The organism is Pedobacter nutrimenti (genome assembly GCF_003208655.1).
Lineage (GTDB): Bacteria > Bacteroidota > Bacteroidia > Sphingobacteriales > Sphingobacteriaceae > Pedobacter > Pedobacter nutrimenti.
This window is the reverse complement of sequence record NZ_QKLU01000004.1, coordinates 281,664-294,229: the sequence shown is the minus strand read 5'-3', so window position 1 is coordinate 294,229 and position 12,566 is coordinate 281,664. Positions and strand designations below refer to the sequence as shown.

At 39.4% G+C, this 12,566-nt stretch carries 13 protein-coding genes; 12 read left to right on the top strand and 1 reads right to left on the bottom strand.

What is annotated here, in order from left to right; genetic code table 11:
- Positions 1-27: 27 nt before the first annotated feature.
- Positions 28-633: an FMN-binding negative transcriptional regulator gene (locus B0O44_RS12815; protein ID WP_110831118.1), complete on the top strand. Its 606-nt coding sequence runs from the start codon at positions 28-30 to the stop codon at positions 631-633.
- Between the two features lie 14 nt (positions 634-647).
- On the top strand, positions 648-1,166 hold the full coding sequence (locus B0O44_RS12810) for a GNAT family N-acetyltransferase (protein WP_110831116.1): 519 nt from the start codon (positions 648-650) through the stop codon (positions 1,164-1,166).
- Between the two features lie 81 nt (positions 1,167-1,247).
- On the opposite strand, the gene B0O44_RS12805 is transcribed toward B0O44_RS12810, so the two are convergent.
- Positions 1,248-1,478, bottom strand: a complete 231-nt coding sequence (locus B0O44_RS12805; RefSeq protein ID WP_110831113.1) for a hypothetical protein — start codon at positions 1,476-1,478, stop codon at positions 1,248-1,250.
- A gap of 339 nt (positions 1,479-1,817) precedes the next feature.
- Between B0O44_RS12805 and B0O44_RS12800 the strand changes: the two genes are divergently transcribed.
- From B0O44_RS12800 to B0O44_RS12755, 10 genes are all read left to right on the top strand, one after another.
- On the top strand, positions 1,818-2,048 hold the full coding sequence (locus B0O44_RS12800; RefSeq protein ID WP_110831111.1) for a hypothetical protein: 231 nt from the start codon (positions 1,818-1,820) through the stop codon (positions 2,046-2,048).
- 2 nt (positions 2,049-2,050) lie between these two features.
- Positions 2,051-2,428: a type II toxin-antitoxin system VapC family toxin gene (locus tag B0O44_RS12795; RefSeq protein WP_110831109.1), complete on the top strand. Its 378-nt coding sequence runs from the start codon at positions 2,051-2,053 to the stop codon at positions 2,426-2,428.
- Positions 2,429-2,950: 522 nt separating this feature from the next.
- Entirely contained in the window at positions 2,951-3,613 is a 663-nt protein-coding gene (locus B0O44_RS12790) for an energy transducer TonB (protein ID WP_170123330.1), read from the top strand.
- Between the two features lie 89 nt (positions 3,614-3,702).
- Positions 3,703-3,900 carry a type IV toxin-antitoxin system AbiEi family antitoxin gene (locus B0O44_RS12785; RefSeq protein ID WP_110831104.1) on the top strand — a complete coding sequence of 66 codons (198 nt, stop codon included), beginning with the start codon at positions 3,703-3,705 and terminating at the stop codon, positions 3,898-3,900.
- A 108-nt stretch (positions 3,901-4,008) separates the two neighbouring features.
- Positions 4,009-4,224 (top strand): hypothetical protein, encoded by a 216-nt coding sequence (locus B0O44_RS12780; RefSeq protein ID WP_110831102.1) that lies wholly within the window; start codon positions 4,009-4,011, stop codon positions 4,222-4,224.
- Positions 4,218-4,508, top strand: a complete 291-nt coding sequence (locus tag B0O44_RS12775; RefSeq protein ID WP_110831099.1) for a type II toxin-antitoxin system RelE/ParE family toxin — start codon at positions 4,218-4,220, stop codon at positions 4,506-4,508. Before B0O44_RS12780 ends, B0O44_RS12775 begins: the two co-directional genes overlap by 7 nt.
- A gap of 225 nt (positions 4,509-4,733) precedes the next feature.
- Positions 4,734-5,897 carry a FecR family protein gene (locus B0O44_RS12770; protein ID WP_170123328.1) on the top strand — a complete coding sequence of 388 codons (1,164 nt, stop codon included), beginning with the start codon at positions 4,734-4,736 and terminating at the stop codon, positions 5,895-5,897.
- A 264-nt stretch (positions 5,898-6,161) separates the two neighbouring features.
- Positions 6,162-9,608: a SusC/RagA family TonB-linked outer membrane protein gene (locus B0O44_RS12765; protein WP_170123327.1), complete on the top strand. Its 3,447-nt coding sequence runs from the start codon at positions 6,162-6,164 to the stop codon at positions 9,606-9,608.
- 14 nt (positions 9,609-9,622) lie between these two features.
- On the top strand, positions 9,623-11,014 hold the full coding sequence (locus B0O44_RS12760) for a RagB/SusD family nutrient uptake outer membrane protein (RefSeq protein WP_110831093.1): 1,392 nt from the start codon (positions 9,623-9,625) through the stop codon (positions 11,012-11,014).
- A 24-nt stretch (positions 11,015-11,038) separates the two neighbouring features.
- On the top strand, positions 11,039-12,565 hold the full coding sequence (locus B0O44_RS12755; protein WP_110831090.1) for a TlpA family protein disulfide reductase: 1,527 nt from the start codon (positions 11,039-11,041) through the stop codon (positions 12,563-12,565).
- The last annotated feature ends 1 nt before the right edge of the window (position 12,566 follow it).

The following is a 12,566-nucleotide window of genomic DNA, read 5'->3' as shown; positions in this document are numbered from 1 at the left end:
GGTAATTTTGAGCTAAAACACATAGAAATGTATACGCCTAATTCATTTAAGTTTAAGGACCATGCCGAAATGATTGCTTTTATGAAGCAGTATAGCTTTGCAAGTATGGTTACGGTAAAAGATACGCTTCCTATAGCCACGCAGCTGCCCTTTTTTATCAGCGAACGTTCGGGTAAACTGCTGCTGACTTCGCATTTTGCTGCGGCCAATGAGCAGGCCCGCTATATCACAGAAAACACCTCGTTGGTTATATTTACAGAGCCGCATGCCTATATTTCGCCTTCGCATTACGATAAGCGCGAAAGTGTTCCTACCTGGGATTATATTGCGGTACATGCCTACGGAAAAGCCACCATTATTGAAGGGCAGGAAGATAAAGTTAAAATGCTGGAACAGATGATTGGCTTTTATGAGCCGGCTTACCTGGAGCAGTGGAACAGCCTGAGCGATAAGTTTCGCGATGGGATGCTTAAAGGTATTGTGGCCTTTGAGCTCGAAGTAAATGATTTGCAAGGTCAAAAGAAGCTAAGCCAAAATAAAAACCAGGCCGAACGGGAACGGATTGTGGAGCATTTGGAAAAAAGCAGCGATGCCCTTGAAAAAGACCTGGCAGCCCACATTAAAAATATATAAGTTTATACAGCAATATGGAACAGATTAAAATCAGTAAAGCCGGTACAGCAGATGTAGAAACCGTAAGGGCAATTGGCCGGGAGACATTTTTTGAAAGTTTTGCTAAGGACAATACCGAGGCCGATATGAAAAAATACCTGGATGAAAATTTCAGCGCAGAGAAAATAGCTGCAGAGCTTGGTCACCCTGGTTCTATATTTTATGTTGTGTGGGATGGGCAAAAGCCTGTTGGCTACCTGAAAGTCAATACAGAACAGGCCCAAACAGATTTACAGGAAAAGGACAGCCTGGAAATTGAGCGGATTTATGTTTTAAGTGCCTATCAGGGTAAAAAAGTAGGCCAGCTGTTGTACGAAAAAGCCCTGGAGGTGGCCCTTGGCTTACATAAAACTTCCATTTGGTTAGGGGTATGGGAACAAAATTCCAGGGCCATAAAGTTCTATTTCAACAACGGGTTTAGGGCTTTTGATAAGCATGTTTTTAAAGTAGGCGAAGACGAGCAAATGGATTTTTTAATGCGGAAGAGGCTTTAAAATGATCATCGGATCAAAAGCTAAAAGGCAAGTTCCAATTTTTTTGAAACATGTTGAGCTTTCCTTTTTCGTAAATCTAAATCATGACTGATTTGGTATTCTTTTTCTATTAATTTCCAGTCGATCTTTTAATAGCATAAGGCTATTATAAAGTCTTTGAGCTTCAGGTAATTCACTTCGACGTTTTGCACGTGCAAGGGCAAGTTCCTGGTTTGCTAATTTTTGTTCTTCCTTGCTCAGAGAGGTAGGTAATACATAAGCATCAGCAATCTCTTCAGGTGCTAGTTTAGTTAAAATCTTCTTTATGCTCATGGTAGATATTTTTTTATAATTTGGGTAACGATATATCCTCTAAATACAGTTGCCTACCACCGTCTAGCATACCATATTTTTTTATACAGTGCGATTTAAAAATATAATAAATTTTGCGAAGATTTTATTATTTGTTAATTTTTTATCTCTAATTGGTTCTCCTATACTAGAGGTATTAAGCTATTTTAAAATCTTTGGCCTTCAGGTGAATCTCGAAGAGATTTAAAAAGCTTACGATAGTATGCTTTTGAATATTATAATTGAGCCAGAGAAAGAGAGTGCAGGCTACCCAACATAATTTATTTTTAGTAAATTTGTATATAACAATAGCGAAGTATTATGGAACTCATCTTAAAATCTGATAATGAAGATAGTCTTGCGAAGATTATTGCTTTAGCTAAGAAGTTAAACGTGGTGATTGAGAAGAAAAATGTTGATTTAAATGAAACTACCAAAAATACGTTGAAAAACCGTATTCTTAATTTTAAGGCCAAAGAACCTTCTTCTTTTGGTGATGCTAAGAAATGGGAGCAAAACCAACGTTCGGATCGTGAATTACCTTTTTCATAAAAATGGCCTTTCTTTTAGATAGTAATATTATCATTTATTCGTATTCAAATGAATATGAGTACCTGAGGGAATTTATTATTGATGGGGCCTGTTGGCTTTCTGAAATATCGAGAGTGGAAGTTCTAGGATATCATAAATTAAAAAAGGAAGAGGAGAAATATTTTAGGGATGTTTTTAAATACGCATCAGTTATTATTCCAGATGGAGAAGTTTTTGATCGTGCTATAGAAATCCGTAAAAATTACAATCTGAAATTAGGAGATAGTTTGATCGCTGCTACAGCGAGTATTCACGATTTAGAAATTTATACCCGAAACCTCAATGATTTTGAGCGAGTCGCAGGGCTGAAATGTGTTAATCCTATTCGTTCAAGAGACTGATGTTATTGATTTAAAGCAATCTATCTCCTGCTCAAAACTTCATCTATAGGATTTTCTGACAGCAGAAAGAAAGCTGTGTTATTGCTCCGCACGTAAAAAACCTTTAACAGCTTAAATTTATAAGGTAATCTGTTTTTATGTCCAAGTTAGCTCCATAAAGGGTCTGTTTTACATCCTGTCTAAGTAATAATTTATATCATAAAAGTTATCATAGATATGTGATTGAGTACTTGATTAGGTGTCTTATAAACATTAGAGACAGGATATATGTCTAAGTGGTCTTGAAAAGGACAGGATAAAATTCTGAGTAGTCTCATTTAAAGCCCCTTAATTGGGGCTTTTTAATTTTAAACAAGTAACACTCCTGCTTAGTTTCAACAGCACTTAGAAAAAACATAAATCATTATGGATTTATCTGTTTTTAGGCATCAGGTAATTATGACAAAAGCTTTTACAACGATCGTCCTGCTCATATTATCTTTTCATGTACAGGCCCAAAAATTACCCTCCAAAATTATACGCATGGACACGATCAATGTCCGGGGAAAAATAATTGCAATTGATGGCAGCAATGTTTACGGGATTGTGATACAGAGCAGAACACCCCACAAAAAATACAATGGCTTTAAGGAAACTGCTGGGACTGATAGTTCAGGTAATTTTATGTTTAATGGCTTAAAACCAATAGATACATTAAGCTTTAGGTATGCGGGTGTAGATTATACTTTCATCAATAAAGGGAGCAGGTACATCACCATTAAAGTATCCTCCGGAGCTTTGACCGTACCAGGGGCAAACAAGCCACAGGTTACGGCCAAACGGAGCCATAAAAAAAAGGAGGTTAGTTTTTCTGTGATTGATAATTACAATTGTAATTTTTCAATATTAGCTAATGCCGGATTTCCCAGTGGAATAAAAAGCTATGCCGAGCGGATCAACCAGAACCTGGTATATCCACCGGCAGCAATTAAAAATAATATAGAAGGCACTGTGACCGTAGAATTTTCTGTAGAGCGAAATGGAGATGTTGTTAGACCCAAAATTATAAATGGCTTGGGCTATGGTTGTGATGAAGCCGCTATAAATGCAATTTTAAAAGGTCCCAGATGTTCTCCCGGGGTTGCAAACGGCAGACCCATTGCTTTGACTTATCAAATCGATGTCACCTTTAAGCTGGAGGATTAGGCCAGCCCCAAAACATTTTTAAAAAATATTTCAGCCCCTTGCCAGTTTAAAATTCGCGAATCGCGAATTGTTCGTGCATTTGAAAACTTATACCAAAGGAGGAAGGAGAGATTGAAGTTTTGAAATTCTTTTGGGAAAAAGACCACCCAATATTTAAAGTAGCAGTTTACCCTTCCATACTTGTTCCTCCTATACTGGTTTATGCAGAGCTGATTACTTCAGAAGACAGCAGAGATATAGAAACAGCCCAAAGAATTTTTGATGAGTACATACAATTTACCGACTGATAAAACACCAGATCACCTCAAAAAGCTCTTGAGTATTTTTGTAGCAACTATTACTTCTTTGTTTATTAGTGCTTTTATGTGTAAATTCGTGATGTTAAATCTTATGTTATGGAACTGATAATTGATTTTGATAAGATAAAAGATCCTTCTAAAAGAGAATGGTTGATTAGTTCACTAAAGTTAATGCATATAGGTTTCCATACTGCTGAAAAGCCACAAACATATGCGCAATACAACAAAGACCTTGAAAAAGGTGATGCTGAAGTTGAGCGAGGTGAATTCACCACTGCAGCTGACTTAAAAGTCGAAGCTGGTAAATGGTAGTAGTTTGGAGTAATAGTGCAAAGGCCGAATTGAAAAAAGCTTATGAATATATTGCTTTGGACTCTTTGCAGAATGCACAAATGGTTAGAGATACATTGATTGATTTGACCATTGAATTACTTGAACACCCGGAAAAATATCCTTCTGATAAGTTCAAAAAAGATAATGATGGGACCTGGAGGGCTTTTGAAAAGTATCACTATCGGGTTTCTTATCGTATTTTACAGAATCAAATTCGTATAGTTCGTCTGAGGCATACCAGTAAGTCTCCTCTGAATTATTGAAAAATTAACTTGTAAATTCTTAATAAGCACTAAAAACAGGATAAAATTCTGAGTAGTCTCATTTAAAGCCCCTTAATTGGGGCTTTTTAATTTTAAACAGAAAACAACTCCTGCTCGGGTTAAGCGGCTTTTAAAAAAAAGTAAAAAATATTTCAGCCCCTTGTACCCCTTGCGCCTTACTTATTCTTTATACTACTAAATGGCCTTTTAATGGCCATAGCATGTATGACTAAAGAACAAGCCAAAGCACTGATCCAAAAATACAATGCCGGGCAGGCCAGCCAGCAGGAGCGGCACCTGGTCGAAGACTGGTACGCCCAATTTGCCACGGCAGCAAACAGCGGGCTCAGTGAGCAGGACCACAACAACCTCACGGCCCAAATTTGGGCCCGCATGCCTGCGCAAAGCAAAACATCACACCGCAGGCCTCCCCGAAAAGCGATAAAACTTTGGACCAGGCTGGGCCTGACCGCCTCCATTGCCCTGGCTGCGGGCCTGGTGTACCTGAACCATAAACCCCGGCACAGCGCCCCAAAACAACAGGTACAAAACCAAATTAAGCCCGGTGGCAACAAAGCCTGGCTTACCCTGTCGAGCGGAAAACGCATAGCCCTAAACCAGGCCGCCAATGGAACCCTGGCACAGGAAGACGGTGTGCAAATTACCAAAACGGCCGATGGGCAAATCGTATACACACAAAGCGGCCAGGCCGGCAGCAAGCAGTACAACACCATAGAAACGCCCAAAGGCGGTACCTATCAGCTGCGTTTGCCCGATGGCAGCAGGGTATGGCTTAACGCCGCCTCAAAACTCACTTATCCGCTGGCCTTTGTATGCCCGGCCGGCCGGAAGGTAGAATTGAGCGGCGAAGCCTACTTTGAAGTGGCCAAAGACAAAAAACATCCTTTTAAAGTTAAAACCGGACACCAGCAGGTGGAAGTACTGGGCACCCATTTTAACGTGAGCAATTATGCCGACGAGCAGCAGGCCAAAACCACCCTGCTGGAAGGACTGGTGAGGATTCGCCTGAGCATGGAAACGGCAGGGTTTATCGCCGAAAAAAGCACCCTGCTTCAGCCCGGTGAGCAGGCGGTGGTGGGTACATTGCCCGGTGCATTCGATTACAACATCCGTAAGGTCGACCCTTTGGAAAGCATCGACTGGAAAAACGGGCAGTTTGCCTTTAGCAATGAAAGCCTGGGCTCCATTATGCGCAAGCTGGCCCGCTGGTACGACATCAGCATCCATTACCAGACCCCTTTGCAAAACGTAAAATTTAGCGGGGCCATTTCCAGGTTCGACAATGCCAATAAAGTCCTCGACCTGCTGCAAACCACCGGCAAGGTACATTTTAACATCCAGGGCAAAAATGTCACTGTAAGCAACTAACAACAACCAACAAACCCAATTTAAAATGAACAGCAAAAGTCCACCAGGTTAGCCAGGCCGGGTAGCCAGAGGATATAAAGCCGGTAGGTGCGGGAACACCAACCGGCCAGCATGTCCCTGAGTAAACCCTCCCGGAAATTCCGGGTAAAACAATTTGTGCAAACCGTTTCATGTATTTACTCAAGACCCAATAAAAGTATGCAAAATAATGCTTTTTACCCAGGTATGCCCACGCCGTGGCTGCCGCCAAAATTATTACGAACTGTGAAAATCACACTACTGCTTATGACCCTGGGTTTGTTGCAGGTCAGTGCCGCCACCTTTGGGCAGCGCATTACCCTGTCGGAACAAAATACCCCTTTAAAAGAAGTGCTTAAAAAAATCAAATCGCAAAGCGGTGTTAATTTTTTGTATGCCGATGACATTTTAGAACAAAGTAAAAAAGTAAACATTAAACTGAACAACAGCCCGCTCGATGAGGCGCTAGACAAAATTTTCGACCAGCAGCCCCTGTCGTACGAGCTGAAAGAAAATACCGTAGTGCTTAAACTGAAAACGCCTTCCTTTTTGGAAAAGCTGGCTGCTGCCTGGCGCAATGCCGATGTGCATTGCCGTGTGGAAGATGAAAAAGGCGAGCCCTTGCCGGGAGCTTCGGTAAGGATAAAGGGAACGAGTAGGGCCGTGGTGACCGACGATAAAGGCGAGTTTACCATAAAGCAACTGGAAGAAAATACCGTACTGGTCATTTCGTACCTGGGCTACAAAACAAAGGAGATTTTAGCAAAGGAAGTTTCGGGCTCTTCGGCCATACAGCTGGAACCAGCGGCAGGAGAGCTTAAAGAAGTAGGAATTATCAGTACAGGTTACCAGAATTTAAATAAAGAAAGGGCCACGGGGAGTTTTGTACAGGTAGACAACCAGTTGTTAAACCGGAGTGTCAGTACAGATGTGCTGAGCAGATTGGATAGGGTAACCAGCGGGGTTATTTTTAATAAAAGTGCGAATAAAACACCGGGTGACCCGGCGATCAGTGTACGGGGTCGGAGCACCATTAGGGCCAATACCGACCCTTTAATTGTACTGGATAATTTTCCCTATGAGGGCGATTTAAACAACATTAACCCCAGCGATATCGAATCGGTAACCATATTAAAAGATGCGGCTGCGGCATCCATTTGGGGGGTACGGGCCGGTAACGGGGTCATAGTACTGACTTCCAAAAAAGGGAAATACAACCAGTTGCCCAAAATTTCCATGAACTCAAATGTAAGCATTACCGGCAAACCCGATTTGTTTTCTGTGCCTCAAATGAGTTCAGCAGAGTATATAGAGTATCAAAAATATCTGTTTGATCATGGTAATTATGACGGGGCACTTAAGTATACACCCTATTTGGCCCAAAGTCCTGTAGTGGATATTCTGGATGCCGAGCGAAAAGGCGCTTTAAGCCATAGTGATGCAGCTGCAAAACTAAGTGCCTTAAGCAAAATAGATGCGCGTAATGACTACAGTAAGTATTTTTTACGAAATGAAGTAAACCAGCAATATGCCCTAAACATTACAGGGGGTTCTGCATACCATATGTATTACTTTTCTGCAGGTTACGATAAAAACCTGGCCACCAGTGTTTCCAGTGATTACAACCGTTTAACCGTAAATGCCAGGAATACCTTTAACCTGTTAAAAGATAGGATGGAGCTCAGTACCGATATTTCTTTTACCAGGAGCATCGCAAGATCTAATACAGGAGGCTATGCAATTACATACCCCTATGTACAGCTGGCCGATCAAAATGGGAAAGCATTACCCGTTTCTACTTTTTATAGTCAGGTGGCTAAAGATAAATATTTAAACTCTGGATTACTAGATTGGAATTATTATCCCCTAAACGAAAGGCTTGTTCAGAATTCGAAAACACAAATGAGCAATTACAGGCTCAATTTAGGTTTAAACTATAAGATCATCCCAAAAACTTTAAATCTCGAATTTTTGTACCAGTATCAGCGGGGGATGGATGATTTTGAATCTATAAAAGATTTAGATAGTTATTCAACTAGGAACCTCATTAATACCTACAGCCAAATTGACCCCATTACGGGTGTAATTACCCGGCCAGTTCCTTTGGGGGCTGTGGCAAATTTTAGTTCCAGTAATTCCAAAAACAACACGGGTAGGCTACAGCTTAATTTTCAAAAAATCTTAAAAAATGATCACGAAATCGACGCCTTAATTGGAACGGAACTTAAGGATTATACAGAGTTTAGTAGGTTAATCAGGTTATATGGTTATCAAACCAGTACGGCAACTGACGTTATGGTCGACTATTTTAGGGATTTTCCGTTTTTGCTAGAAAAACGTAGTGGTAAAATAGAGAAATATGGTAGCCAAGGTGGATCTACAGACCGGTTTGTATCTTATTATGCGAACATCGGCTATCGTTATAAAAATAAATATGGTTTTTCGGCCAGTGCGCGTAAAGATGAATCCAATTTATTTGGGGTCGATGCAAATTTAAAAGGAGTGCCATTATATTCCCTGGGTGTAAGTTGGAATGCTCACAAAGAAAGTTTTTATCCGTTCCAATTTTTACCTTATTTGCGTTTAAGGCTGACCAATGGTTACAATGGAAATTTAAGTAAAAATCTTTCTGCTTATGTCACTGCAAGTGCTGAACCTTCTGATGGCATCTACAATCTGCCATTTCAGTATATCGTAAACCCTCCCAATCCAAACTTAAGCTGGGAAAAGGTACGGGTAAATAATGCCGCCCTCGATTTTGGGCTTAAAGACAATATGATTACCGGTACAATAGAATATTACACCAAAAAAGGCACCAACCTTATTGGTAATAGTCCAATTGCGCCACAGTCGGGTGTGGTAAAGTTTACAGGAAATTCAGCTTCCATTTTAACCAAAGGAATAGACCTAGCTTTAAACAGCATCAATTTAAAGGGAACCTTGGGTTGGACAACTAATTTTCTGTTGAGCTATGTTAAAGATAAGGTAATAGAATACAAAGTACAGCAAGCCGTAAGTTCCAATTATGTGACTTTAAACTATAATGCCCCAATGCTAGGAAAACCTTATTCTGCATTGTTTAGTTACCGCTGGGCAGGCTTAGATAATTTGGGTAATCCACAAGGCTATTTCAATGGGCAAATCAGTAAAGATTATGCGGGCATTCAAAACACCAGTAATTTAAACAATTTGGTCTATCATGGTCCGGCAAGCCCAATCGTATTTGGCAGTTTCCGCAATAATTTTTTCTATAAAGGGTTTGAGCTTTCTGTAAACCTGGTGTACAAAATGGGTTACTATTTTAGACGAGGGTCTTTTGTCGGTGATCTAAGTTACAAACAAGCGGATTATGCTTTGCGCTGGCAAAAACCAGGTGATGAATATAGCACCAATGTCCCTTCCTTAATTTATCCCATTGATGGTTCTCGAGAAAGATTTTATGGAGGTTCCGAAATTCTGGTAGAAAAAGGCGATCACATCCGCTTGCAGGATCTGAAAATGAGTTATACGTTCAATATCCAAAAGCTAAAATCAGTATTTAGCAACCTGAAGCTGTATTTCTACGCATCCAATTTAGGGGCCATACTTTGGCGGGCCAATAAGTTGGGTTTAGATCCTGACTATACAGGTTTTGGTGGTTATAGTGTAGCAAGCCCAAGAAGTTATGCGATAGGTCTTAGTGCTAGTATTTAAAACAATCCATCAACATGATTATAAAATTAAAACACAGCTTGTTTCTTATTCTCCTTTTGGCGTTTTGTGCCTGCAAAAAGAGTGAGTTTTTAGATAAAAAACCTAAAACTAATTTGGTGGTACCGGAAACACTCGACGACATGAGCCAGTTACTGAGCAATACTGTTGTAATGGTTTTCAATTCACCGACTTTGCCCTTTTTATCTGCAGATGAATATTATTATCCTTCCTTTTCCGACTTTAATTCTCAAGACATCAGCAAAACAGAAAGAAACGCTTTTATATGGGCTAAAGATATCTACGCTGGCGAGGTGAAAATTCCAGACTGGAATTTGCCTTACCAAAGTATATTTTATTGTAATGTGGTATTAGATCAATGGGATAAATTATCTGAGGGTCTAAAAAACAGTAGTCAGGGAAAATATGTGAAGGGCTGGGCCTTGTTTTCAAGAGCATTTTGTTTTTACAACCTGGTGCAAACCTTTTCACCTGCCTATGACCCAGCTACTGCTGGCTCGGATTTAGGGATACCCTTAAAACTTTCCTCAAACATCAACGACAATCAAAAACGTGCTTCTGTTCAGGAAACTTACAATCAAATTCTTAAAGATTTATCTGCTGCTGAGGAACTATTGGCTGGAACACCTTTGCAAGCGAAATACCGTAACCAGCCATCATCTGTAGCGGTAAATGCCTTACTCAGTAGAATTTATCTAAGTATGGGTAATTATCCAAAAGCAGCAGAATATGCTGCCCGATCTTTGGAATTATACAATAAATTGATAGATTTTAATTCATTAAGCCAGGCTACTGATGTTCCTTTTGATTTTCCTAATGATGAACTATTATGGTTCACAGGTACTAGTGGCGATTATTATATTACATCAGCAATCTCTGGAATAGCAGATCCCCACGTTATAGACCTTTATGAACAAAATGATTTAAGGAAATTCATCTTTTTTAGAAGAGAGAATGGGCAATATTTTATGAATCTAATATACCACAATTATAACCAGGGAGGTTATCCATTTACAGGTCTGGCTGTTGATGAACAGTATTTAATTGCTGCAGAAAGCCTGGCCAGGGATGGGAACTTACCCGAAGCTTTAAATAGACTGAATGCCTTATTGATTAAAAGGTATGTTACCGGAACTTATGTGCCTTTTATTTCTAACGATAAGAGTGAAGTATTGGCTAAAATATTATTGGAGCGCAGAAAAGAACTGGTTTGGAGAGGGCTACGTTGGTCGGACTTAAAACGCTTAAATAAAGAAGGGGCAAACATTACCTTAACCCGTAACCTGGGTGGGCAAACTTATACGCTGCCGCCAAATGATCCAAGGTATGTAATGCCTATTCCCGACGACGAAATTGCCTTAAGTGGCATTCAACAAAATTCACGATAACCTTTAACAAGCTATTAAAACATTATGAAAACATTTATTCAAATATTTTTATTCCCTTATATTTTTCTTTTTGGCGTTCATGCCAGTGCCCAAAAAAGAAAAAATGACTTAAAACTTAGTATAACCATAGCTGATAAAACTGTAGATACGATAAGATTGAATTATTACCCTCCTTATGGTTCTTATTCTCAACCAGAACAAATTATAGATTGTAGAATTAAGGATGGGAAGTTTGATTTTGATTTAAAGAATATAGCTCAGACGGGCTATTTCCAGCTAACATTCCATACTTCTGGTGGATATTTTGGAATGTTAGAACAACACTCCGATGCAGAAATGATATCTGCTATGTTTTTAGCGGAAGCCGGTGACGATATTAAAATGGATATAGGAGAATTGGGCGTGACTTTTAGTGGTAAAGGCGCCGAAAAATACAATTGCATTGTTAAAGTTTTACAAGAGAGGGCTCAACTTAGAAAAAGTTGGCCCAAAAAAGAAAAGAGGGATGATCTTGTAACAGAAACTAGGACTGAGCAAAGGATGATTAAGGAAAATAGTTTGAAAATTCTTGAAACATACAAATCGAAATTATCTCCTTTGAGTTATGCCATTTTGAAACTGGATTACCAGGTAATAGAAATACACGGTATTATTAATACGCTTAGTACAGCCTGGCATAGGAATGAGTACGTAGATTATGTTTTGAAAAATCAAGCATATTTTTCTTTAAAACCAGAATCACCTCTAATAGCAGATCGATCTATGTCATACGTAGATTTTCTATTTACTAAAGAACAGGCGCTTGCATGGAAAAAGTTCAATGCTGATCAACCTGGGGCTGCTCTTTCAAAGGAAAAATTTATCAAGTTTATTGCAGATAAGTATGAAGTTGGGGCGCTAAGAGATAAATTATTGTCTATGGCACTCTTAGATGCCGACGCTGGTTATGGTAAAATGCTAAAGCAAACTTTATCCTTAATACATACAAAGTCTTATAAAGACTATTTAGTAAAAAATGATCTATTAATCGGTAAAGGCAATTCTTTCTTTGACTTTCATTTACAAGATACGCTTGGCCGTACGGTGAACCTAAAAGACTTACGGGGTAAAGTGGTAGTTGTTGACTTCTTTTTTACAGGTTGTACAGGATGTGTCTTTTTAACAAAAGCCATGACCTCAGTGATTGATGAATTTAAAGATAATCCCGAAGTCGTTTTTGTCTCCATTGATGTGGATAAAAAGAAGGAGATGTTTCTAGCTGCAACCAAAAATCGTAAATATACACATGCAGAGGCCATTAATCTGTATACGAATGGCCAAGGTGAAGAACATGAACTGATTAAGTATTACGGTTTTCAGGGCTATCCTCAATTATTTCTTTTAGATAAAAAAGGCAATATTCTATTCGGAAATCCTCCCAGACCAGGCTTAGATCAGAGTTTTGAACCTACTAAAAAAGGTTCAACAGGTGAATTCATCAAAATCATCAAAGACTACCTGGCGGCAAATCCTTCCGCCAAACCAGCCCCTATAAAAATGTCCAAAAATTAAA

Coding starts and splice junctions, on each gene's coding strand:
- B0O44_RS12810 (WP_110831116.1), top strand. CDS start 648: ATGGAACAGATTAAAATCAGTAAAGCCGGTACAGCAGATGTAGAAACC.
- B0O44_RS12795 (WP_110831109.1), top strand. CDS start 2,051: ATGGCCTTTCTTTTAGATAGTAATATTATCATTTATTCGTATTCAAAT.
- B0O44_RS12805 (WP_110831113.1), bottom strand. CDS start 1,478: ATGAGCATAAAGAAGATTTTAACTAAACTAGCACCTGAAGAGATTGCT.
- B0O44_RS12755 (WP_110831090.1), top strand. CDS start 11,039: ATGAAAACATTTATTCAAATATTTTTATTCCCTTATATTTTTCTTTTT.
- B0O44_RS12815 (WP_110831118.1), top strand. CDS start 28: ATGTATACGCCTAATTCATTTAAGTTTAAGGACCATGCCGAAATGATT.
- B0O44_RS12775 (WP_110831099.1), top strand. CDS start 4,218: ATGGTAGTAGTTTGGAGTAATAGTGCAAAGGCCGAATTGAAAAAAGCT.
- B0O44_RS12770 (WP_170123328.1), top strand. CDS start 4,734: ATGACTAAAGAACAAGCCAAAGCACTGATCCAAAAATACAATGCCGGG.
- B0O44_RS12760 (WP_110831093.1), top strand. CDS start 9,623: ATGATTATAAAATTAAAACACAGCTTGTTTCTTATTCTCCTTTTGGCG.
- B0O44_RS12800 (WP_110831111.1), top strand. CDS start 1,818: ATGGAACTCATCTTAAAATCTGATAATGAAGATAGTCTTGCGAAGATT.
- B0O44_RS12780 (WP_110831102.1), top strand. CDS start 4,009: ATGGAACTGATAATTGATTTTGATAAGATAAAAGATCCTTCTAAAAGA.
- B0O44_RS12790 (WP_170123330.1), top strand. CDS start 2,951: ATGGACACGATCAATGTCCGGGGAAAAATAATTGCAATTGATGGCAGC.